The organism is Desulfatibacillum alkenivorans DSM 16219, from assembly GCF_900142135.1.
Lineage (GTDB): Bacteria > Desulfobacterota > Desulfobacteria > Desulfobacterales > Desulfatibacillaceae > Desulfatibacillum > Desulfatibacillum alkenivorans.
This window is the reverse complement of record NZ_FQZU01000029.1, coordinates 46,476-67,549: the sequence shown is the minus strand read 5'-3', so window position 1 is coordinate 67,549 and position 21,074 is coordinate 46,476. Positions and strand designations below refer to the sequence as shown.

The 21,074-nt window shown below is 55.2% G+C and carries 17 protein-coding genes; 7 read left to right on the top strand and 10 right to left on the bottom strand.

Going from position 1 to position 21,074, the window contains the following annotated elements; translation table 11 throughout:
- Positions 1–150 precede the first annotated feature (150 nt).
- Entirely contained in the window at positions 151–2,106 is a 1,956-nt protein-coding gene (locus BUE18_RS19540) for a PAS domain-containing hybrid sensor histidine kinase/response regulator (protein ID WP_073477865.1), read from the top strand.
- Positions 2,107–2,181: 75 nt separating this feature from the next.
- On the opposite strand, the gene BUE18_RS19535 is transcribed toward BUE18_RS19540, so the two are convergent.
- The gene (locus tag BUE18_RS19535) at positions 2,182–2,445 is read right to left on the bottom strand and encodes a hypothetical protein (RefSeq protein ID WP_073477864.1); all 264 of its coding nucleotides are present in this window, start codon (positions 2,443–2,445) and stop codon (positions 2,182–2,184) included.
- Positions 2,446–2,589: 144 nt separating this feature from the next.
- Here BUE18_RS19535 and BUE18_RS19530 point away from each other — a divergent pair, with 144 nt between their 5' ends.
- From BUE18_RS19530 to BUE18_RS19515, 4 genes are all read left to right on the top strand, one after another.
- Positions 2,590–3,282, top strand: a complete 693-nt coding sequence (locus BUE18_RS19530) for an XRE family transcriptional regulator (RefSeq protein WP_083611164.1) — start codon at positions 2,590–2,592, stop codon at positions 3,280–3,282.
- Between the two features lie 94 nt (positions 3,283–3,376).
- Positions 3,377–3,658, top strand: coding sequence for a hypothetical protein (locus BUE18_RS19525; RefSeq protein ID WP_073477862.1), 282 nt, complete (start codon positions 3,377–3,379; stop codon positions 3,656–3,658).
- Between the two features lie 83 nt (positions 3,659–3,741).
- Positions 3,742–4,257, top strand: coding sequence for a cache domain-containing protein (locus BUE18_RS19520; protein WP_073477861.1), 516 nt, complete (start codon positions 3,742–3,744; stop codon positions 4,255–4,257).
- A gap of 192 nt (positions 4,258–4,449) precedes the next feature.
- On the top strand, positions 4,450–4,965 hold the full coding sequence (locus tag BUE18_RS19515; RefSeq protein ID WP_073477860.1) for a cache domain-containing protein: 516 nt from the start codon (positions 4,450–4,452) through the stop codon (positions 4,963–4,965).
- Between the two features lie 3 nt (positions 4,966–4,968).
- On the opposite strand, the gene BUE18_RS19510 is transcribed toward BUE18_RS19515, so the two are convergent.
- From BUE18_RS19510 to BUE18_RS19485, 6 genes are all read right to left on the bottom strand, one after another.
- A complete protein-coding gene (locus BUE18_RS19510) occupies positions 4,969–7,401 on the bottom strand; it encodes an efflux RND transporter permease subunit (RefSeq protein WP_073477859.1) in 2,433 nt (810 codons plus the stop codon).
- Between the two features lie 152 nt (positions 7,402–7,553).
- Complete coding sequence (locus BUE18_RS19505; protein WP_073477858.1) at positions 7,554–8,246, bottom strand: anaerobic ribonucleoside-triphosphate reductase activating protein; 693 nt, start codon at positions 8,244–8,246, stop codon at positions 7,554–7,556.
- 264 nt (positions 8,247–8,510) lie between these two features.
- Complete coding sequence (locus tag BUE18_RS19500; protein ID WP_073477857.1) at positions 8,511–9,041, bottom strand: REP-associated tyrosine transposase; 531 nt, start codon at positions 9,039–9,041, stop codon at positions 8,511–8,513.
- 60 nt (positions 9,042–9,101) lie between these two features.
- The gene (locus BUE18_RS19495; RefSeq protein WP_073477856.1) at positions 9,102–9,869 is read right to left on the bottom strand and encodes a discoidin domain-containing protein; all 768 of its coding nucleotides are present in this window, start codon (positions 9,867–9,869) and stop codon (positions 9,102–9,104) included.
- A 381-nt stretch (positions 9,870–10,250) separates the two neighbouring features.
- A complete protein-coding gene (locus BUE18_RS19490) occupies positions 10,251–12,344 on the bottom strand; it encodes a ribonucleoside triphosphate reductase (RefSeq protein ID WP_073477855.1) in 2,094 nt (697 codons plus the stop codon).
- A gap of 511 nt (positions 12,345–12,855) precedes the next feature.
- Complete coding sequence (locus BUE18_RS19485; protein ID WP_073477854.1) at positions 12,856–14,565, bottom strand: long-chain-fatty-acid--CoA ligase; 1,710 nt, start codon at positions 14,563–14,565, stop codon at positions 12,856–12,858.
- Between the two features lie 189 nt (positions 14,566–14,754).
- Here BUE18_RS19485 and BUE18_RS19480 point away from each other — a divergent pair, with 189 nt between their 5' ends.
- Entirely contained in the window at positions 14,755–16,176 is a 1,422-nt protein-coding gene (locus BUE18_RS19480) for an MFS transporter (protein ID WP_073477853.1), read from the top strand.
- On the opposite strand, the gene BUE18_RS19475 is transcribed toward BUE18_RS19480, so the two are convergent.
- From BUE18_RS19475 to BUE18_RS19460, 3 genes are all read right to left on the bottom strand, one after another.
- Positions 16,089–17,588, bottom strand: coding sequence for an ArnT family glycosyltransferase (locus BUE18_RS19475; RefSeq protein WP_073477852.1), 1,500 nt, complete (start codon positions 17,586–17,588; stop codon positions 16,089–16,091). The genes BUE18_RS19480 and BUE18_RS19475 overlap by 88 nt on opposite strands.
- 48 nt (positions 17,589–17,636) lie before the next feature.
- Complete coding sequence (locus BUE18_RS19470) at positions 17,637–19,106, bottom strand: DEAD/DEAH box helicase (protein WP_139264805.1); 1,470 nt, start codon at positions 19,104–19,106, stop codon at positions 17,637–17,639.
- A 426-nt stretch (positions 19,107–19,532) separates the two neighbouring features.
- The gene (locus BUE18_RS19460; RefSeq protein WP_073477850.1) at positions 19,533–19,964 is read right to left on the bottom strand and encodes a response regulator; all 432 of its coding nucleotides are present in this window, start codon (positions 19,962–19,964) and stop codon (positions 19,533–19,535) included.
- A gap of 363 nt (positions 19,965–20,327) precedes the next feature.
- Between BUE18_RS19460 and BUE18_RS19455 the strand changes: the two genes are divergently transcribed.
- A complete protein-coding gene (locus tag BUE18_RS19455) occupies positions 20,328–21,041 on the top strand; it encodes an HD domain-containing protein (RefSeq protein WP_083611162.1) in 714 nt (237 codons plus the stop codon).
- The last annotated feature ends 33 nt before the right edge of the window (positions 21,042–21,074 follow it).

Here is a 21,074-nt window from a genome sequence, read left to right as displayed (position 1 = left end):
CAGCAGTGTTGATAATATCCTGTATTTTTAGCAAAAACCATTGCGTTTTATAATTATTGGGTTATAATAAATTCGAGAATAAAAGACCTGGGTCGCCGTACGATTTTTATTGCGGCTTTGGTTTTTAACGGGGGGGAGTCTTTCATATCCATGTCAACACAGCCTAAAAGCCCCTTGCCTTGCGCAAAGGGAGGAGCACGCCTGCCTTGCGCCCGGGACCTGAGCCGGCTTGGCGATTCTTCGGACATATTTTCAGCCATCATAAATAACGCCAATGAAGCGGTGTTGATCACCCAGGACGGCGTGATTCAAGCGGCCAACAAAAAGGCCTCGGAGATATCCGGCAGAACCTTGGAGGAGCTCCGTTCCCAACCTTTTTTGGAATTCCTCCACCCGGAAGACCGGCAATTGGCCCTGGAGCGCTACTTAACCCGATTGGACGGCCGGGAGCCGGAGGAAAGGCTCTGGGTGGTGCGGCTAATGGATAAAAGCGGGGGCGTCCGATATCTGGAGTCCACCGGCGCAAGCATCACCTACGAAGGCAAGCCGGCGGCCCTGCATTTTTTTACGGACGTTACGCGCAGGCTCCAGGCGGAGGCGCAGATTCGCGCGTCAGAGACCCAATACCGGTATCTGGTGGAAAACGCTTCGGACGCCATATGCATTATTCAGGACCGGGAGCTTTGTTTTTTCAACAAGGCCGCGGCAGCCATGCTGGGATACACGCACGAAGAAGTGCTGGAGATTGATTTGCTGGACTTGGTGCATCCTGATTTCCGGGAGCGCGTCGTCAATGCGCATTTAAAGCGTTTGAAAGGGGAAAAGGTTCCCAATCCCTATAACTTCGACGCCGTCGCCAAGTCGGGAAAACGCATCAACGCCCAGTTGACCGCCGCCGTGATCGAATGGGAGGGAAAGCCCGCCCTGTTGGTCCTGGTGCGGGACGTCACGGAATCCCGGAAGAGGGAGGAGCAGATCCAGCAGGCCCGGCGCATGGAGGCTTTGGGCGCCCTGGCGGGCGGGATCGCCCACGATTTCAACAACCTGCTGATGGCCATACAAGGCCACGCCTCGCTCATGCTGCTATCCTCGGACCTGGACCGGAAAAAAACGAAAAGCCTCCGCTGCATCGAACAGTGCGTGCGCAGCGGGGCGGAATTGACCAGCCAACTGCTGGGCTACGCCAAGGGCGGCAAGTACCAGGTCAGGCCCCACAATCTCAATACGATCATTGAAAACACGGCGGCCATGTTCGGCAGGGCCAGAAAGGAAATCCGCATTCATCTGGACCTGTCCCCGGAGCTTTGGGCCTCGGAGGTGGACCGCGCCCAGATCGAGCAGGTTTTGCTGAATATTTACGTCAATGCATGGCACGCCATGGACCGGGGGGGCGACCTGTTCATACGCTCCTGCAATTGCACCGTGGACGAGATTCAGGCCCGGGGCATGGAAGTCGCACCCGGGAAATTCGCCAAAATTTCCATTACGGATACGGGCGTGGGAATGGACGAGGATACCAGAAAGCGCATTTTCGAGCCCTTTTTCACCACCCGGGAGATGGGCCGGGGCACGGGCCTGGGAATGGCTTCCGCGTACGGCATCGTCAAGAATCACGGCGGGTTCATCCATGTTTACAGCGAAAAAGGCCGGGGCGCCACCTTTTCCGTTTTTCTGGCCGCCTCCGAAACTTGCATCCGGGAGGCTGCGCCGAAAAATCAGACGGCGGCCTTGCACCGGGGCCGGGGTTTGGTCCTGCTGGCGGACGACGAGGCCATGATCCGGGACGTAGGGGGCCGGATGCTCCATGAATTGGGATACGAAGTGATTACCGCTGCGGACGCATCGGAAGCGGTGCAGCTTTTTCGCCAAAACGCCCGGGACATCAAACTGGTCATCCTGGACGTGATCATGCCTGGATCCGACGTGGACGAGGCTCTCCGGATTATCCGAAAATCCTCGCCCGAGGCCCGGATTCTTTTGTCCAGCGGCTATAGTGTGGAGGGGCAGGCCCGGAGCCTGATGGAGATGGGGTGCCACGGGTTTATCCAGAAACCCTTTGACATAGAAGAACTGGCGGGCAAAATCCAGGCAATCCAAACCCATTGAGTCAGAACTTTGGCGGGACAGTCAACATAATGACGATGCCAAGGATCCTTGCGCATCCTCCGGCGCCTTCCATCCTCAGCATACGGGCGGCCTCCCGGCCTTGCCGGCGGGGGAGCGCCAGGGCGGATTCCTTCCCTGATCCGGCTTCCAGGAGTTATCCACGGACGAGGCGATCTGGGAGCGCCTCCATTCCAGCAACTGTTCCACGTCGGACTCCCATCTTCCTTCCAGCTTGGCTATGGGCGCGCCCATATCGATCCAGGCCCTGACGGTTTTCCAGGAGCGTCCCAAAAATTTTTGAATTTGGTCTCTGCCTGACAAAATGGTATTGGCGGACATGACAATATCCTTTCTCAAATAGCCTTTTTAGTTGCACAGAGAATGGGTTTTTGGTATGCTTCTTAACAGCCTCAGTAGTATTTTGGAGAAATACTAACACTAAAAGTATTAAAAGTCAATATTAAAATCAGTCAAAAAGTCATCATGGTTGAGAAATACCCCAAAAGTGTAGCCCTGATCCTATGGAAAAGCGTGTGGAAACAGGCCCGGCAGCGGGGATGGATCATGGCCGAACTGGCCCGCAGGACCGGCATTTCCGCCCAGCATCTGAACGCCATCAAAAAGGGGGAAAAGGGCATGGGAGAAAAGACCCTGAACCGTTTTCTGAAAGCCCTGGACATGGATGTGGAGGAGTTGCTGGCCCAAGGGGCCGCGCCCCGGCCCGGGGGATGGGAAGGCCCTTCCGGAGAAGGGAGGCCGGAGTTCGCCCTGGTTCCCAAATACAAGGCCCGCCTGTCCGGGGGGCCGGGAAGCCTGAGCTCCTCGGATGAAGTGGAGGCCAATTTCGCCTTTCGGGCGGATTGGATCGCCTCCAAGGGGGGCGGGGAGAGCCTGGCCTTGTTTGAGGTGACGGGCGACTCCATGTACCCGGTCATCTGCCACGGAGACGTGGTCCTGGTGGATCAAAGCCTGTCCGGCCCGGAAGACGTCATCAGCGGCAGGCCCTACGCCCTGGTGGAGGGCGCCCACACCAAGGTGAAAAACCTCCAATGGCAGGGCGCCGAGTTATGGGTCCACTCCGGCAAGGAGTCGGGCGAACCGCCCTACTGCCTGGATCAAAGCGCCTATTTTCGGATTATTGGCAGGGTTATCTGGGTGGGCCATGAGATATCCTGAAGGGCGATCAGCTTAAAAAACATTGACATAATACCAAAAGTATTATATAATGACCTCCGTAATCCCGTGAATGAAAGCCATACGGAGCCCTGCAATGATTCCGGAAACCACCGCCCGCCTGAAAAACGGAAACACCTACCGCTTCATCGGCCCGGAATGGTCTCCAGGAAAAGCCCTCTTGATCCACACCCATCCGGAGTATGAAGGGCCGGAGTGGAGGGCTCATGAAATCCTGGTGCAGGACATGCGCTATGAGGAGGAGCCCGTCTGGAGAACCCTGCTCCAGGAGGAGCGCGATCAGCTTGTGGAAAGGCACTGGCGGGAGGTTTTGGAGCACTTCAAGAGAAGGACTTTTCTTGACCTGGCGAGTTCGTGATGGGCATACTGCGGCCAACCTGCATAAGGCCTTGTTTTGTACCCGGCGTAAGCCGAATTTTTCAAAGACTGTGGAGGAAGTAGATGAAAAAAGTTTTTACGATCGTTTTGGTTTGTTTGATGCTTTTCTGCCTGGCCGGCCCCGCCGCCGCCCAGGAGTCAGCCACCCCCCAGGAAGTGTATGACATGGTGCTTAAGGCGGCCTATCTGCTGGAGCAGTTGGGCGAGGACGGCCTGCCTGCGTTCAACGACCCCCAGGGCGAGTTCGCCTGGAAAGACTCCTACGTTTTCGTCACCGACTGTTCCCAAGGAATTGTTGCGGCCCACCCCAACCCCCAAGCCATCGGCCTGACCACCGATATAACCCGATGCAAGAAAACCGGCGCTCTGATCCTGCAGGACGCGTGCGAACTGGCCGCCGCCAACAAGGTCAAGACCCACGGCGTCTGGCGGGAGTACTGGTGGGACAGGGCCGGTTTTGACGAACCTCAAAGAAAGCTGTCCTTTTTTATTCCGGTCCCCAACTCCACCTACCAGGTGGGCTCCGGGATTTACAACGACAAAACGACTCTGGAAGAGCTCAACTCCATGACGCGATAAGATTATAAGCCCTCTGCTTCCGCTTTTCGTTTTCAGCCCGCGAAAAGCGGAAGCGGAGCTTTTCTCCCGCTATTCATCCACCCGCCCTGCATATCCTTTTGGTACGAGTTTTGCTTCTTCATCCTCCGGACATGATGCACGCCCCGGGTCCTTTCCCGGGATTGTTTTCAACCAACAATGGAGGTTTTTTTGATGAAGAAGTTGACCGTTGCCTTGCTGGCATCCCTTATGATTTTTTCTTTTGGTTTTTCGGCATGGGCCCAAGAGTCGGCCACGCCCCAGGAAGTATACGACATGGTGGCCAAGGCCGCTTATCTGATGGGAGAACTGGGAGAAGAGGGCCTGGCGGCCTTTAATGAGCCCAATGGAGAGTTCGCCTGGAAGGACACCTACGTCATTGTGACGGACTGCGCCCAGAAAAAAGTGGCGGGGCATCCCGTCCCCCAGGTGCGCCAGATGGACGCCAGCGTGATCAAGTGCAAAAAAACCGGCCGCCCCATCCTCACAATGAGTTGTGAGGAAACGGAAAAAGACGACGTCAAGACCAACGGCTACTGGGGCGAGTACTGGTGGAACAAGCCCGGCACGGAGGAAGTGGCCAGAAAGGTCTCCTTCACCCTGCCCGTCGCCGGAACCCCCTGGATCGTCAGTGCGGGAATCTGGAACGAAGATATTTCCCTGGACGAATTGAACGCGGCAACCAAATAGGCGCTAATCCTGTTCCGGATCAAACTCCGGGCCGAAGGGCTTGAACAAAAGCACCAGGGCCGGCAACAGAAAAAAATCCGCCAGCAGGGCCGTTAACACGGTGGCGGCCACCAGGATGCCGAAGGCGGCCAGGCTGGCCATTTCGGAAAAAGCCATAACCATAAAGCCGCACACCAGCACCACGGTGGTAATGAACAAGGCCCTGCCCACCTCCCGCATGGAGGGGAGCAGGGCTTTTTCGTAGCATCCATGGGTGAAAAACTCGTGACGGTACCGGGTGATGAGATGCACGGTGTCGTCCACGGCGATCCCTATGGCCACGCAGGCGATAAGCAGCTTGACGTAATCCAGATGAATTCCCGCCCAGCCCATGTATCCCAGGGTGACCAGAACCGGCGTCAGGTTGGGAATCATGGCAAGCAACCCCGTGCGCACGGACCCGAAAACCAGGCACATCATAACGGCGATCATGGTGAAGGCCAGGGCGAATCCCTGAATCTGGCTCTGGACGATGTAATCCAGCAGCTTCACCCACAGGGAGCCCATGCCCGTGTATACCGGGGGCGGAACCGGGGAGCCGGTGCGCGCCAGGGAATATTCCTCCAGGTCGTTCACCAAAGCCTGATACCTGCTGGTTTCCACCATTTTGCAGCGCAGCTCCACATTGGCGCGCTGGTAGTCCGAGGAAATGTAATCGTGGGACTCGTCCCCGCCGGAGCTTTCGTACAAGAGCATGTACTGGGAGCCCAGTTCCATGGAGTCCGGCAAAATATAATACTCCTCCCGGTTTTCATGGAAGGCCCGGTTCAAATCCTTTAAAATGTCCGCAATGGAGTTGCTTTTAATCACCACGTCGTGGGACTCGGCCTTCCTTTGGAAAGCCTCTATTTCCGCCAGGGCTTCCGGCTCCAGGATGCCGTTGTAGTCTTCCGACTCGAATATATAGGAAAAGCTGGCGCTCCCCCCCATGACGTTATCCGCAAATTCGGTCACCCGCCGGATTTTTACATTCTTGCCGAACTCGTTCAAAAAGCTGGAGTCCACCGTAAGCCGGGCCGCTCCCATGGCGGAAATGGCCAAAATGATGACGGAAGCCGCTACGACAAGGTATTTCCAACGAATGTTGAAACTGCTGACGGCGTCCAATCCCGCCCTGAAGACGGCCCCGCCTTTGGCGGACGCCTTTTGGGCCCGGGTCAATTCCTTGACCGGACGCCTTTTGCCGAAAGAGAGCAAAACCACAAACAGGGTGACGCTCAGCAAAAAGGCGCTTCCCACGCCCACGGCGCTGTACAAGGCGAAATGCCGGATGGCCTTGATGGGCGATATGCTCATGGAGGCGAAGCCCACTACGGTGGTCAGGGACGTGAACAGGCAGGGCGTCCCCACAAGATACAGGGTGCGGACCACGGCTTGCCGCCGGTCGTTGTACTCGGCGAAAAAGGTGCGGAACTCGGCGAACACGTGGACCGCGTCGGCCACGCCCACGGCCGTGAGAATGGCGGGCAGCATGATGAACATGAGGTCCTGGCGCCACCCCATGACTCCCATGAATCCCTGGACCAGGACGACGGACAAAGCCACAATGGACAGAGGGCCGATCACCCCCATGAACCTTCGAAAAAACAGGCCCAGAACCAGGGCTATCATGCCAAAGGAGAGCAGGCCCAGATTGAGGCTCTCTTTGATGGTGGTCTTGTTGTAGAAGGCGTTAAGGGGCACGTCGCCGGTGTGGTGGAACGTAATTGCGGAGTATTCCGGCCGGGCCAGAATCTCCTCAATTTTGTTGTTTGCGGCCTGGGGATAGAGGTTGTCCAGGTCGCTGGAGCTTTTCCCGGGGTCGAGGATAATCTCGTCCAGGGGGTCCACGCTGGATTTCTCCATATCAATGATGATGGCGGCGTACTTCCTGTCCTCGCTGACCAGGGCGTCCACAAAAAAAGGCTTGGACATCACCCGGTCGCTGAAGGCGAGCAAATCCTCCTGGGTTTCCGGAAAATCCTCTAACGCGTCGTAAACCAGAAGCTCATCCTCGTCCCCCTCAATAAACTCGGCGTTGGCCAGGGACGTGACTTTATCCACAAACGGAACCTGGTCCTCCAGCGCTTCGGTCAGGTCGCGAATTTTCTTCATCACCTCCAGGTTCCAGACGCCGTGCTCAATCCCGGGGGCTTCGTATAGAATATAGGATATTTCATCGGAGCCGAAATCCTCCCGGAACTGGAGAAAGGCGCCGTAGGCGGGATCGCTCCGGTCGAAATAAGCCTCGAAGCTGTTGTCCTGCCGGACCTGCGCGGCGAAAAAAAGGCTCCCTCCCAAAACGGCGAGGCACAGGAAAAGCACAATCAGCCTATGGTCGTAGGACCAGCCGGCGATTCGTTCAAACAGGGCGCTTAACCAGTCTACCAGGCCGTTCCTCCGGGTCTGGGCTTTCATACAAAGTCCTTTCCATTTGAATTGAGGCGAAATGCGGCAAGAGGGGGTGATGATCCAAGGCGCTTCGGAAGGGAATCATAGAGAGATTGCCGGGAAAAAGCAAGGATTCCGGGCAAGGGAAAGGGTTATATGAAACTTACAGCGGCGGGGATTTATCGCACCCGAACCTCTTTGACGCAGGAAGAGGCCTGGGCGGCGAAGGCTTCCACGTCTTCGCGGGTGTAAACCATTTCCGCCTTTTCCAAAAAGTCGGGCTCCAGCATTCTCGCGCCCCGGCATTCCTGAAAGACCCATAGGTCCGCCCCGGACAACTGGTCCGCCAGACCGGCCAGTATGTCCGCGTTGATCATGGGATGGGCGCAGGTGGTCCGGAACTCGTGGGGCGTTCCGGAATCCAGAATGGTTTGAATGCTCGTCCGGATTTTTTCCGGGGCCACAGGCGATGCCACCATTTCAGCGTACAAAGCAGGATCGGTCTTCAGGTCCATGGCCACGTAGTCGGCCAGGCCGTTCTCCAGGATTTCCCCCAGTACGCCCGGCCTGCTTCCGTTGGTGTCCAGCTTGACTTCAAAGCCCATGTCTTTGACGGCGGCCATGAAATCCATGAGGTCCTTATGAAGCGTGGGCTCTCCGCCCGTTATGACCACGCCGTCCAGGAAGCCTGCGCGCTCCTCCAGGAAGTTCATGACCCAGTTTTTCCTGATAACCTGAGCCGTGGAAAAGGAAAGCAGTTCCGGGTTGTGGCAGTAAGGGCATTTGAAGTTGCAGCCCGCCGTAAAAAGGACGCACCCCACCCTGCCCGGAAAGTCTATGAGCGAAGTTTTTTGAATGCCGCCGAAAACCATTTTACAACACCTTCTTATATCAACTTGGTCCCATGCTTTGCGCGGGAGTGCATCAACTCATTCCCATGGTGTGCGTGGGAATGCATACCGGCCTATCAAGCCATGGAGACGCTGCCCAACTCAAATGGATCGCCCCGCCTTCTCGTTCCTGTGCCACGCCTGAAAATGCACGCCGGCCTATCAAGCCATGGAGACGCTGCCCAACTCAACCGGATCGCCTCCGTCTTCTCGTTCCCATGCTTCGCGTGGGAATGCATACGGGACTTACCTCTGCTGACAAATTTCAATCATTCCTTGCCGCCCCATGTAGTCCCGTGCACTGGAGTACCTCCAGTGCTCCGGCTCATCCACATAGCCGCGCTTCACCGGATTCTGGTGTATGTACTCCACCTTATCCCGCATCATATTAAGATTGTGAATCAGCTCAGGATGGACGCCTTCCTGCCAGAACTGATAGGTCCGGTCCTGCTTGTGGGCCTCTTTATAGAACCTCAACTGATCCAGTATTGTCTTTGCTTTAAAATCCTTTAGCAAGGCGATCAGCTGCTTTGCCGTATGGGCCTTGAAGCGCCCCATGTCTCTGCCTATATCATCGCTTTGGGCGATTAAGTGCATGTGGTTTTCCAGGATGACGTAGGCGTATACCTTCATTCCATCCTTTATCAGGAAGTCCAGGGAATCGATAACTATACCCACCGGTTCGGGGCGGGTGAATACAGGAAGCCAATTAAGGACGGTGCAGGTTACAAAATAAGGCGCATTCCGCTGCCTGAACTTGTAACGGCTTCTGCCCACGAGTTGCTCCTGTATGCATTCCCACGCAAAGCATGGGAACGAGAAGTTTCATCGTTTCCGCTATATTTCTTCCCCAAAAACCTCCAACTCGTATATTCCTATCCAATCCTGGAACCTGCTTTCCTTTTCGTTAAGACTGGCAGCAAAAAGCCAAAGAAATCGACATTTTGCGCTTGCTTCGATAGTAGTTGATGCAGATCCAGGAAAATGCCCTTTATCAATAATTAACCAACGCTCAGGATCCAGAAAGTATTCCCCCGATTTGGAGGGAACCGAAGGCTCGTCAAAACACATAACCTTCCAATGTGTTATATATCTGGAATCGGTTCCATATTTTCCCCAAAAAATTCTTATTCTTTCGATATCATAATTTTTCCCAAGATCAACAATATAGCTATAGCTGTATGAGGCAGGAAAAGCCTGCGTTGACAGATCTCCATCAGTTAAATTATTGGGCGTCTTTCCTGAACGAATACAATAGGCTAAGTAATTTTCCTTTTGCTCAATTTTTTCGCCCTGAACATATAATGAGTTCTCCCAATAGCTGACAGGTCTATATAGAGCAATATTCTTCTCTCCGTTTTCCGTTGCGTATGTCAACATGTCATTTTCTGCCGACACTTGATCCCTCTCTAAAGGGGATGACGGTGGAAGAGGCTTCACATTGGTTCCAATAGTACCGTTATTCCAATCGATACCTAGAGAGTATTCATTTTTTGTCGGGCAAAAATGTATCATTCCCACTACAAGAATTAAAATGATTCCAAAAACGAATCCAAGGTGCGGGGTTGAATTAGTGACTTTGTCAGGATGCTTTATACCCGACATGATGTTTTCTCCATGCTGTTTGCTGGAAGAATGCATAACCTGAACAAGTTGTTTATTTCTCGTTCCCATGGTGTGCGTGGGAATGCTTATTGGCCTTTCAGGTTGAGGAGGCCTTGATTCAGCCGGACGCTGCATGTTCGGGCTTACACGGCTCGGCGGCGGTCCTCAATCCGGGCGCTTGAGCGCCCGGATTGAGGGAGTGGAAAGAAGCGCCGGGGGGAGCAAAGGTGGAGATGGGGTGCAAAGCCGCGTCAGAGCCTGTCAACTGTTGGAGTCGTGCACGAATTCCTTAGGAGATCAACATGCGCGGCTCCCCCCGGGCCGTCCTCCTCTCTTCCCTCTTATAAACATCGAAACTCCCGGCCGGGCCGGGCGCTCCGATCAGGAAGCAACGCTAAAGGTTTTTCTCAACGAAAACTCCGCCTGTTTGCCGTCGTTCCACTGACGGACGGGACGGAGGTAACCCACCACCCGGGAGTACACCTCCGTGGGCGACTGGCAGCGGGGGCATTCGTGCAATTCGCCGGCCAGGTATCCGTGGGAGGGGCACACGGAAAAGGTGGGGGTGAGGGTCATGTAGGGCAGTTTATAGCCCGACGTGATTTTCCGCAAAACGTTCTTGACCGAATCGCAGTCGGTCACCTGTTCTCCCAGGAAGATGTGCAGCACGGTTCCGCCGGTGTACCTGGCCTGAAGGTCGTCCTGCAGCTTGAGGGTCTGGAACAGGTCGTCCGTGTAATCCACGGGCAGCTGGGTGGAGTTGGTATAGAACGGAGAGGCCCCGGACTGCACCTGGGGTTCATTGGCGCAAATGATTTCCGGATACATCTTCTTGTCGGCCATGGCCAGGCGATAAGAGGTGCCCTCGCCCGGAGTGGCTTCCAGGTTGAACATCTCGCCGGTTTCCTCCTGGATGGCGGAAAGGACGCCGCGGATATGGTCCATAACCCTGCCTGAGAATTCCTGGCCTTCGGGCGTACCGATGTCTTTACCCAGGAGGTTCAGGCAGGCTTCGTTCATGCCGATGACGCCCACGGTGGAAAAATGATTGGTCCAGAATTTTTCCGTGCCTTCCTTGACCTTGCGCAGATAGAACTGGGAATAGGGATACAGATCCCTTTCCGTAAACTTTTCCAGCACCTTGCGCTTGATTTCCAGGCTTTGGCGGGCCAGCTCGATGCGGCCGTCCAAGAGCTCCATAAAATCCTTTTCGTCCGCAGCCAGAAAGCCCAGTCTGGGCAGGTTGATGGTCACCACGCCAATGGAGCCGGTGAGCGGATTAGCGCCGAAAAGGCCGCCGCCCCGCTTTTGCAGCTCGCGGTTGTCCAGGCGCAAGCGGCAGCACATGGAGCGGGCGTCTTCGGGAGACATGTCGGAGTTCACGAAGTTGGAAAAATAAGGAATGCCGTATTTTCCGGTCATCTTCCACACGGGCTCCAGATTGGGGTTGTCCCAGTCGAAATCCGGCGTAATGTTGTACGTCGGGATGGGGAACGTAAAAACCCGGCCCTTGGCGTCGCCTTCCATCATGACCTCGGCGAAGGCCTTGTTGATCATGTCCATTTCATGCTGGAACTCGCCGTAGGTTTCGTCCAGGTACTCTCCGCCCACGATCACCCGGTCGTTCTTCAGGGTTGCGGCGGGTTGGAGATCCATGGTGATATTGGTGAATGGCGTCTGGAATCCCACGCGGGTGGGGATGTTGATGTTGAATACAAATTCCTGAAGGGCCTGTTTGACCTCTTTTTGATCCAGTTCGTCAAAACGGACGAAGGGCGCCAGCAAGGTGTCGAAATTGGACAGGGCCTGGGCGCCGGCGGCCTCGCCTTGCAGGGTGTAGAAAAAGTTGACGATCTGGCCCAGAGCGGAGCGCAAGTGGCGCGGGGGGCCGCTTTCCACCTTGCCGGCCACGCCCTTGAATCCCTCCAAAAGCAAGTCCTGCAAGTCCCATCCCACGCAGTATACGGACAACAGGCTGAGGTCGTGCACGTGAATGTCGCCGGACTTATGGGCGCGGCGGATTTCAGGCGGATATATTTTTCCCAGCCAGTACTCTGAGGTGATGTCCGAGGAGATGTAATTGTTCAACCCCTGGAGGGAATAGCACATATTGCTGTTTTCCTTCACCTTCCAGTCCAGGCGGTTGATGTAATGGTCCACCAGGTCGATCCGGTCCTCCCGGGTGATCCGGCGAATCTGGGCGTGCTGCTCCCGATACAGAATGTAGGCCTTGGCGCTCATAAAATAGGGAGAATCCAGCAGAACATGCTCTACGATGTCCTGCACTTCCTCCACTTCGGGAATGGCCCCGAGCCGCATATCATGAGCCAGGGTGACCACCCGCAGGGTGAGCTTTCTCGCCTCCCGCTCCGTAAACTCGTCGGTTGCCTTGCCGGCCTGGGCTATGGCGTTGGTAATCTTGGCGGCATCAAACGGAACAATCCGGCCGTCGCGCTTTTTTATCTGTTCAAACATGGGCACCTCGCTCGCTACAGGGCAGTATTTTGGATTCTCTCAGCAGTTAAGCCATTTGAAGTCATTGATCAGGCGCCAGCTCCGCCCTCGTTTTTTCCTTGAGATTTGTGTCACGTCCTACCCGATAAAAGAAAAAAATCCGGAATTCCCACGGAACTGGAATAGTGTTGAAGGTTTGTAATTACTGCGATTTTTTCCCGCTGTGTGGGAACATGATTACCACTACATATTGTGCCTGTCAAGATTATTTTTCAGACATATTGGGGTCCAAGGCGGGATCGCGGGTTTTTAGCGCCCTTTGTTTGCGTCATGAAGAACGGGGGAAATTTTGCTGATGAAGGCCGTTTTAAAGGGGGCTGGTTTGATGACGCAGAGCGTTAAAATCAGGCTTGGATAATAGTGGAATCGGGGAAAAAAAATTTTAAAAAGGTAAAGGGGCGGCAAAAGAAAAGGGCGTTGAAGCTTGTGGCGGCCTCCAACGCCCTCTACAATATCTTGTGGATTCCGCCTTCTATTCCAGTTGCTTTCTCAGCTCGCGTTTGAGGATTTTGCCGGCGCCGCTGACGGGGATTTCGCTGACGAAAATCACGCCGCGGATTTTTTTATAGGCCGCCACCCTGGAATTGACGAACTCCATGACGTCCTCTTCCGTAGCGTCCATGCCGGACCTGAGCTGCACAAAGGCGATGGGCTTTTCGCCCGCGTCCGGATCCTTTTTTCCCACCACTGCCGCGTTTTCCACGGCGGGGTGGTCGTACAGGACTTCCTCCAGCTGGCGGGGATAGACGTTATATCCTTTATATAGAATGAGGTCTTTGATGCGGTCCGTGATGAACAGGAATCCGTCGTCGTCCATGCGGCCGATGTCGCCGGTGCGGAGCCAGCCGTCTTTAAGCACTTCGGCTGTGGCTTCCGGGCGGCCCCAATACCCTTGCATGACCTGGGGGCCTTTGATGCAAATCTCGCCTTCCTCGCCGATGGGAAGTTCATCGCCGGAGGCGGGATCTGTGATGATGATTTCCGTGTCGAAAATGGGCAGCCCCACGGAGCCGGCCCGGGTCTGGCCTTTGATGGGCGGGTTGCAGGTGGCGCCCATGGAGACCTCGGTGAGTCCGTAGGCTTCCAGGACGATGCCGGTGAAGGACTCCTCCAGTTGCTTGAGCACGGATACCGGAAGGGGCGCTGCGCCGGACCCGGCCATTTTAATGCTTGAGAGGTCGTAATCCTTGAAATTGGGCAGGTTGACCAGAGGCACGAAAAGCTGGGGCGCGCCGCCCAGGGTGGTTGCGCCGTATTTCCCGATGGCGGTGATGTACTCCACGGGATCGAACCTGGGAAAGACCACCATGGTGGAGCCTGCGTAAACCGGGTTATTGAGGTAGGCGATGGTTCCCATAGCGTGGAACCAGGGCACGACCACCAGGGCGGTTTCCTCGTCCGTAACGGCCATGCGGTCCACGTGGGGATCCACATCCGGGGGATAGTCAGGGCCAAAGGTTCCGTCCTCCCGGAGTTCGAGTTGGGCGCCTGCAAACCAGCAGGAGTACTGCAGCACGTTGCAAATCACGTTCTTGTGCGTCAGCATGACTCCTTTGGAAACCCCGGTGGTGCCGCCGGTGTACGCCAAATGCGCCAGGTCCTTTTCCACGTCGATTTCCACGTCCAGGGGATCCGGCTGATGTTCGGCCAGAAGCTGGGCCATGTCCAGGGTTCCTTCCACGGGAAACTTGCCCAATGGCTTGAGGGGCTGGATGACCGCGCTGAAGCAGTCTGCGATGCTGGTTGTGATGACCTTGGAAACCGTGGTCCTGGCCACGGCCTCGGCCGCCCCGGGATACAAGAGGTCTAAAGACACAAGCGCCTTTGACTGGGAGTCGTTAAGTTGATGCTCGATCTCCTTAGGAGACAGTAATGGAGAAACCGGCGTAAACGCGGCGCCGGTCCTTAATGCGCCATAATAGGCAATGGCGAACTGGGGGCAGTTGGGCAGGTGAATGGCCACTTTATCGCCTTTGCCCACGCCTAATGATTTCAATGCGTTCGCAAAGCGCTCCGTCAGATTTTTCAACTCGGAAAAGGTCAGTTCCATGCCGCCGAAAATCATGGCGAGCCTGTTGGGGGATCTTTCCGCCGTCTGGTCCAAAAGTTTAAAAACAGGGACATTGGGATAATTGAGGGACTGGGGCCAACCATCCGGCCAATACTTGAAATTTTTTGCCATGGGGCTACTCCTTTTCAATAAATTGGTGTGGCTAGTTATGGTAGATCGGTTTGAAAATGAAATTAAGGCTGAAGTGCAGAGTGCGAGATTTGAACGTTCGGACAATTTAACTTAGAATACCCGGATTTTTTTTATTTTGCAAGCGCGAAGATTTGCCTTTTAATAGAAATTGTGCACAAGTGTTTCTCCATGAAAACGGATTCTGCAATAGGAAAATGGTTTGTATTCGGCATTGTAGGCGTTGGGATTTTCATGTCCACCCTGGACGGCAGCATCGTGAACATCGCCCTGCCCTCCATTCTCAAAAGCTACGGCGTAAACCTGTCAACCATTCGCTGGGTGCCTCTTATTTACCTTTTAACCATATCGTGCATGCTTCTATCCTTCGGCCGATTTTCGGACATGATTGGCAGAAGGCGCGTGTACACCCGGGGGCTGTTCGTGTTTTCCCTGGGGTCCCTTTTTTGCGGCCTGGCGGGGTCGGCGGGCGTATTGATTGCGGCCCGTTCTCTCCAGGGCATGGGGGCTGCCATGATCATGTCGTGCACTCCGGCTTTGATTGCGGACAACTTTCCGCCGGAAGAACGGGGCATGGCCATGGGCATGATCGGGGCCGTGGTGGCCTCTGGCCTGACCGTAGGTCCTGCTCTGGGCGGGCTGATTCTGGAGCATTTTTCGTGGCACTGGATCTTTTTCATCAACCTCCCGGTGGGATTGGGCGCCATAATCGCCGCCAACCGCGTTTTAAAGGAAAGCCAGGCTTCAGGACCCAGGGAAAGTTTCGACTGGACGGGCGCGTTGCTTTTGGCCCTGGTGTTCGGATCGTTCACCCTGGCCATATCCATGGGCAAGGAAATGGGCTGGACGTCCGTTCCCATAATCAGCCTGATAGCGGTCTTTGCCGGAGGCGCGGCCTTGTTTATTTTTGTGGAGGTGAAAGCGTCCCACCCATTGGTGGATCTGGAGCTTTTTAGAATCAGGCTGTTTGCTTGCGCGCTCTGCGCTGCAGTCACCCTGTTTATCAGCCTGTTTTGCCTGATTTTTCTCATGCCCTTTTATCTCAAATATCCCGGAGGCTTTTCCGACGCCGGGGCCGGCGGAATGCTGGTGGTTCCCTTTTTATTCATGCTGGTTGGCGCGCCCATTTTCGGCGCCATGTCCGACCGGCTGGGATCCAGGCTTTTATGCACATTAGGCATGCTCATGCTTTCGGCTTCGTTTTTCTCGTTCATGTTTATGGAGCCCACCACAAAGGTTTTTCCCATCTTCTGGAGGCTGGCCCTGGCGGGCTTGGGAACGTCTTTGTTCACATCCCCCAATAACGCCGCCGCCATAACCGCCGTGCCGGTCAATCGCAGAGGCATTGCTTCCGCCCTTATTGCAACGGCGAGAAACATGGGCATGGTCATGGGCATCGCCATGGCCAGTACGGTTTTTACAGCCGTGTACGTCTCCATATATCCGGGGGCGACTCTGGACGCGTACAGCGCGGAACATGTGGAAGGATTTATGGCGGCGTTCCATCAAGCCATGATGTGCGGCGGAATTGCAGCTTTGGCGGGCGCCGTGCTTGCAGCGCTCCGGGGCAAAGGAGCGGTTTCCGGGGAATAGGATTCCGGATGCTCTTTTTCATATTGCCTGCGCAGCTCCGGCCGGAACGCCCGGTCATGGGCCGCGGCGGGCTCTTTAAAGAGCAAAGAATCCCCTGCGATTAAAAGCGCAACAGCCAAAGCCGTCGCCGCCGCCTTTTTCCAATCCCGTTGGCCAACCCAATCCTGCATATAAGCCATGACGGACCCGGCGAACAGGCATAAAGCAGGAAGGGCCGGGGCCCTGTATCTGGAGCCCGCCAAAAAGATTGTGCAGGAAAACAAAAAAGTGAAAACCAGGCAATACAAGGGGAAAAGCCGCCGCCAATGCTTTTGGTTCAAAATCATGCCGACCAAAGCCAGGGCCGAAATCAGAATATAGGGGATGAACGGCTTGTTCCGGGTCCATTGCCATTTAAAATAAGCGCCGTCGATCAGGTGATTTTCGTATCCGTGAAAAAAAAGCGCCGTCTTTTGGCTCCAGAGCGCCGCCGCCCTTTTGGGGTCTGCTTTCAAATCCCGCAAACCCGTCAGAAACCAGAATCGGGCGCTTTCCGACGGCTTTAAATCCCGCCCGGCCATGGCGGAAGCCCTTTCCCGGAAAAACACGTGGCTGTGATCCGGGTCCGTCTCTCCGTCCGGAACTTTGTCCTGGCCTTCCAGGTTTTGCGGGAAGAACGCCGTGGCCGCGCCCCCGTTTCCGTTATAGAAAAGCCTGCCGTACGAGTCCGACACTGCGATAAAATCGTCGAACTTAATGTAATTCCGAACCGATATGGGCAGAACGATCAGGCCGGCCAGAACGCAAAAGACGGCTGCCAGGGCTGTGCGCCTTTTTAAGCTGAGGCTTGGGTCGAAAGCCGCAAAAAGCCAGAACGCCGTCCCCAGGCAGAACAGCCCAAAGTTGGGCTTGGTTATCAAGGCCAATCCGGCGAAAAGGCCGGCCGTACCGAGGAATCCCAGGCGCTTTGAAAAATTTTCCGTTTCGTCCTGCGCCCTGACCAAATAAAGAATGCATAAAAGGCTTAGGAAAAGAAGCAGGACCAGGGGTTCGAAGGTGGATTCCAAGGCCATGATATTGCCGTGAAGGGCGTACAGCAAGGCGCCGGAGAACCCTGCAAGGGGTCCCATGAGGCGCCGGCCTGCGGCGAATATCAGCAGGACGTTCAGGGCGCCCAGAATAAGCTGCACGGCCTCCAGGGCGTGGATGGAAAGGCCCAGGCGGCCCATGCAAAAAGCCATGGAGTAAAGGTACAGGGGGCTCAGGTCCAGGAGGCGCTCTCCCAGGTCGCGGCCCAGAAGCAATTGTTGGGCGAAATAGGGGTATTTTCCAAAGACTTCGGCCGTCCCGTGATTGTAAAAAAAAATAAGCCGGCAGCCCAGAGCGGCCAGGAGCAGGATGGGGTAACAGGCTGGGTGGACGGGTTTGGTCATGGATTGTTGTTGGGTTTACCGCCCGGTTTTGCGGCCGGGCGGATGGATTCAGGACTGGTTTTCAGGCGGACTGGAGGCGGCGGGCTTTTTTTTCTTGCGGCGCCTTCTCCTGCGTTTCTTTTTCGGAGCTTCTCCATCGGCCTGGGCGGCGCTTTTTTCCGGGCTTGGGTCTCCGCCTTCCTTGCGGGGCTTCCGCCGCCGGGGTCCTCCCCCTGGCTTTCCCCCGCGCTTACCTCCCCGGCCTTTGCCCCTGCCTCGGCCTTGATCCGCCTTGGGGCCGCGTTTTCTGGCCGGCATGGGTCCGGCTTTGTCTTCCTGAAAGTACTCTTCCTCCGGCCATTCCACGGGCAGGGAGAAGCCGATCAATTCCTCCATGGGCTCCAGGTGAAACACGTAATGCTCGCATGCCAGGGAGATTGCCTTTCCCGTCTTGCCCGCCCTGGCCGTACGGCCTATTCTGTGGACGTAGTTTTCCGGGTCCTGGGGCAGGTCGTAATTAATGACATGGCTGACGTCCTCCACGTGGATGCCCCGGGACGCCACGTCCGTGGCCACCAGAATGGAAAGCTCTCCGTTTTTGAAGCGCTCCATCAATTGCAATCGTTTGCGCTGGGGGAGGTCTCCGGTAATGCCGCCGGCCGGGAACCCGTTTCCCCTCAATTTATGGGCCACAAACTCCACGCCGGATTTGGTGTTCACAAAAACCAGGGCCCGGGTCCAATCCTCGTTTTTAAAAACGCCAAGAAGCAAGGGGAGCTTCTGATCCTGGCCCACATGGTATAAAACCTGGTCGATCCCCTTGACCGTCACTTCTTCCGGCGTGACCGATATGAACTCAGGAAGGTTCATGTAGTCGTAGGTGAGCTCCAAAACCCTGTAGGACAGGGTGGCGGAAAAAAGCATGGACTGGCGTTTTTCGTAATGGGGCATTTTGCGCAGGATGTAGCGCATGTCCTTGGCAAAGCCCAAATCCAAAAGCCTGTCCGCCTCGTCGATCACCACGGATTTAATGGCGTGGGTCTTGAAAATGCCTTGTTTGTAATAGTCGATAATGCGGCCCGGCGTGCCAATGAGAACGTCGGCGCCCTGCTTGAGGATGTCCATTTGCTTGCGGTAATCCATGCCGCCGATGGCCTGGGCGATGGTGAAATCCGTGTGCCCGCCTAAAACAACGGCCTCTTCATATATCTGCAGGGCCAACTCCCGGGTTGGGGCCACAATCAGGGCGGAGGGCAGGGTTTTACTCCGTTTTTCCAGCCTTAACAGTTTGGAAAACATGGGCACGAGAAAAGCGGCCGTCTTTCCTGTGCCGGTCTGCGCCTGTCCGGCGATGTCTTTGCCGGTGAGAGCCACAGGCAGGACCTGGGCCTGGATAGGCGTACAACGCTCAAAGCCGGCGTCCTTCAGGCCTTCCAGCAATGTTTCCGGAAGGTCAAAGTCCGCAAATTTGGTGTTTGTGAGGAAGCGCGGTCCCGCCGCCCTTTCTTCAGTCTGATCGATTTCAGAATCCTGGGTCATTCTATCCTTTCCCGCCCGGCTGCTCCGGGACTTTCGTATATTCGGCCAGCCGGAAGCAGGTGTACGCCCTAATCAGGGCGGCCCGGCGGCTGGCTTCCAACCAATATCTCATCAATAAGCGCCGGACGGGCGGCTGGCTTCCAACCAATATCTCATCAATAAGCGCCGGACGGGCGGCTTTTACGCCAAGCATAGGGTTTAGGCAGGCCTCCGAGCCCGGTTGATTGATATTTCATAACCCGTTTACTATAGCATGTTTGAATCAATTGGCAAGAAAGGTCTTTAATATTCTGGAATTAAATGACAAAGCCCCGCCGTTTTCCGCCTGCAGGATATGCCTGCCGATTGGGAAGCGAAGGGGCTTGCAATGCATTTTTGCGAGGGGTTGGCTCCCGTTGCATTTTGATAAAAGAGCCGAGTTCGGCGCTAAGACGCGCGGTCATACTCCTGTTTTTCGTAGGCGTTGTCCAAAACGGTGCTGATTACGCGGGCCAGCTTCTGCATGGCGAACGGCTTGGTGAGTACGGCGGAAACGGATTTCTTCTTAATTTGCTCCTGCAACTCATCGTTTGTATAGCCTGTACATAAAATCACCGGCGTCTCCGGGCTGACGCCTTTCACTTTTTCCAGCAAATCCATGCCCGACATGCCTGGCATAACCTGATCGCAAATAACCAGGCTGTACCCGTCAGGGCGTTGGGTGAAATCATCGTATGCCTTGGCGCCGTCCGCATGGCTGGTCACCTCATAACCCAGGCCTTCCAGCATCATGTTCATTATGGATGTTACGTTTTCCTCGTCATCGACAAATAATATGCGGTTGTTGCGGGTAAAGCCTTTTTCTGTGTTGCATCCCATTTCGAAGTCCCTTTCTTATGGCAAAAACGTTCTTTTAAGCCTTTATCGGAAGCAAAGGGAAATTTCTTGAACATGACTTTACAGGGTTCATCGGCCTGATGGATGGAAGCCGGCGGACTCGCAGAGGAGAGAATGGGGAATCCGATGACAAAAAAAAGCGGCCGCCTTTTTTAAAAAAGCGTACCGCCCAAATTTTTAGTGTGTTATTAGTATCTGTATTAGCGGCAGTTCTCAATGAAGGGTTTCACAATAAAAATGTGATGTCATTCACACCTTAATTCGCCATAAAAATACACCCTTACATGTTGTTTTTTAATCCAAAATTTTGTAAATATTCGCAAATTGGGAAAGGAATTCATATTATTGAACTTTTCCAAAAAGATAGGCATTGTGGACCCGCCGGAGTACATAAGCATGGAAAAAGATAAAAATCAAGGGGAGCCATTAGCCGGTCAGGTGGAGGCGGCGGCCCGCGCCCTTTTCGCCCAGGCGCGCACCAGTCACGATTGGGACCACACCCAGCGAGTCATTGCTTTGGCGCGCCGAATCGGAGAAGCGGAAGGCGCTGACCAGGAGGTGGTTGTCATGGCCGCCTGTCTGCACGACATAGGCAGGGCCAGGCAGGACGCTTCCAACGGATCCATCTGCCACGCGCAAAAAGGGGCGGAGATGGCTGCGCCTTTGCTTCAGGAACTGGGATTGCCGGCCAACAAGGCGGAAAACGTTCTCCATTGCATCCGCGCCCACCGATTTCGCATAGGAGAGGCGCCCGAAACCCTGGAAGCCAAGGTTTTGTTCGACGCCGATAAGCTGGATTCCATCGGCGCAATCGGAGTGGCCAGGGCCTTCGCCTTTGCCGGAGAAGTTGGAGCAAGGCTGCACAGTCCGGGCAAGGATCCTTTTAAGTCCAAGCCTTATACGGAGGACGACACGGGTTTTCGGGAATTTGAGGTGAAGTTGAAAAAGGTGAAGGATCGCATGCAAACCCGGGAAGGGAAGCGCATCGCCGGCAGGCGCCATGCCTTTATGACGGCTTTTTTCGCCCGCTTTTTAGCGGAATACGAAGGGTTGAAGTAAAACGGGCCTTTTCCTTATCTCAAAGGAACTCCC

Excerpts from the sequence above, each read along its gene's own strand:
- BUE18_RS19540 (WP_073477865.1), top strand. The coding sequence starts at position 151 with ATGTCAACACAGCCTAAAAGCCCCTTGCCTTGCGCAAAGGGAGGAGCA.
- BUE18_RS19535 (WP_073477864.1), bottom strand. The coding sequence starts at position 2,445 with ATGTCCGCCAATACCATTTTGTCAGGCAGAGACCAAATTCAAAAATTT.
- BUE18_RS19530 (WP_083611164.1), top strand. The coding sequence starts at position 2,590 with ATGGTTGAGAAATACCCCAAAAGTGTAGCCCTGATCCTATGGAAAAGC.
- BUE18_RS19525 (WP_073477862.1), top strand. The coding sequence starts at position 3,377 with ATGATTCCGGAAACCACCGCCCGCCTGAAAAACGGAAACACCTACCGC.
- BUE18_RS19520 (WP_073477861.1), top strand. The coding sequence starts at position 3,742 with ATGAAAAAAGTTTTTACGATCGTTTTGGTTTGTTTGATGCTTTTCTGC.
- BUE18_RS19515 (WP_073477860.1), top strand. The coding sequence starts at position 4,450 with ATGAAGAAGTTGACCGTTGCCTTGCTGGCATCCCTTATGATTTTTTCT.
- BUE18_RS19510 (WP_073477859.1), bottom strand. The coding sequence starts at position 7,401 with ATGAAAGCCCAGACCCGGAGGAACGGCCTGGTAGACTGGTTAAGCGCC.
- BUE18_RS19505 (WP_073477858.1), bottom strand. The coding sequence starts at position 8,246 with ATGGTTTTCGGCGGCATTCAAAAAACTTCGCTCATAGACTTTCCGGGC.
- BUE18_RS19495 (WP_073477856.1), bottom strand. The coding sequence starts at position 9,869 with ATGTCGGGTATAAAGCATCCTGACAAAGTCACTAATTCAACCCCGCAC.
- BUE18_RS19490 (WP_073477855.1), bottom strand. The coding sequence starts at position 12,344 with ATGTTTGAACAGATAAAAAAGCGCGACGGCCGGATTGTTCCGTTTGAT.
- BUE18_RS19485 (WP_073477854.1), bottom strand. The coding sequence starts at position 14,565 with ATGGCAAAAAATTTCAAGTATTGGCCGGATGGTTGGCCCCAGTCCCTC.
- BUE18_RS19480 (WP_073477853.1), top strand. The coding sequence starts at position 14,755 with ATGAAAACGGATTCTGCAATAGGAAAATGGTTTGTATTCGGCATTGTA.
- BUE18_RS19475 (WP_073477852.1), bottom strand. The coding sequence starts at position 17,588 with ATGACCAAACCCGTCCACCCAGCCTGTTACCCCATCCTGCTCCTGGCC.
- BUE18_RS19470 (WP_139264805.1), bottom strand. The coding sequence starts at position 19,106 with ATGACCCAGGATTCTGAAATCGATCAGACTGAAGAAAGGGCGGCGGGA.
- BUE18_RS19460 (WP_073477850.1), bottom strand. The coding sequence starts at position 19,964 with ATGGGATGCAACACAGAAAAAGGCTTTACCCGCAACAACCGCATATTA.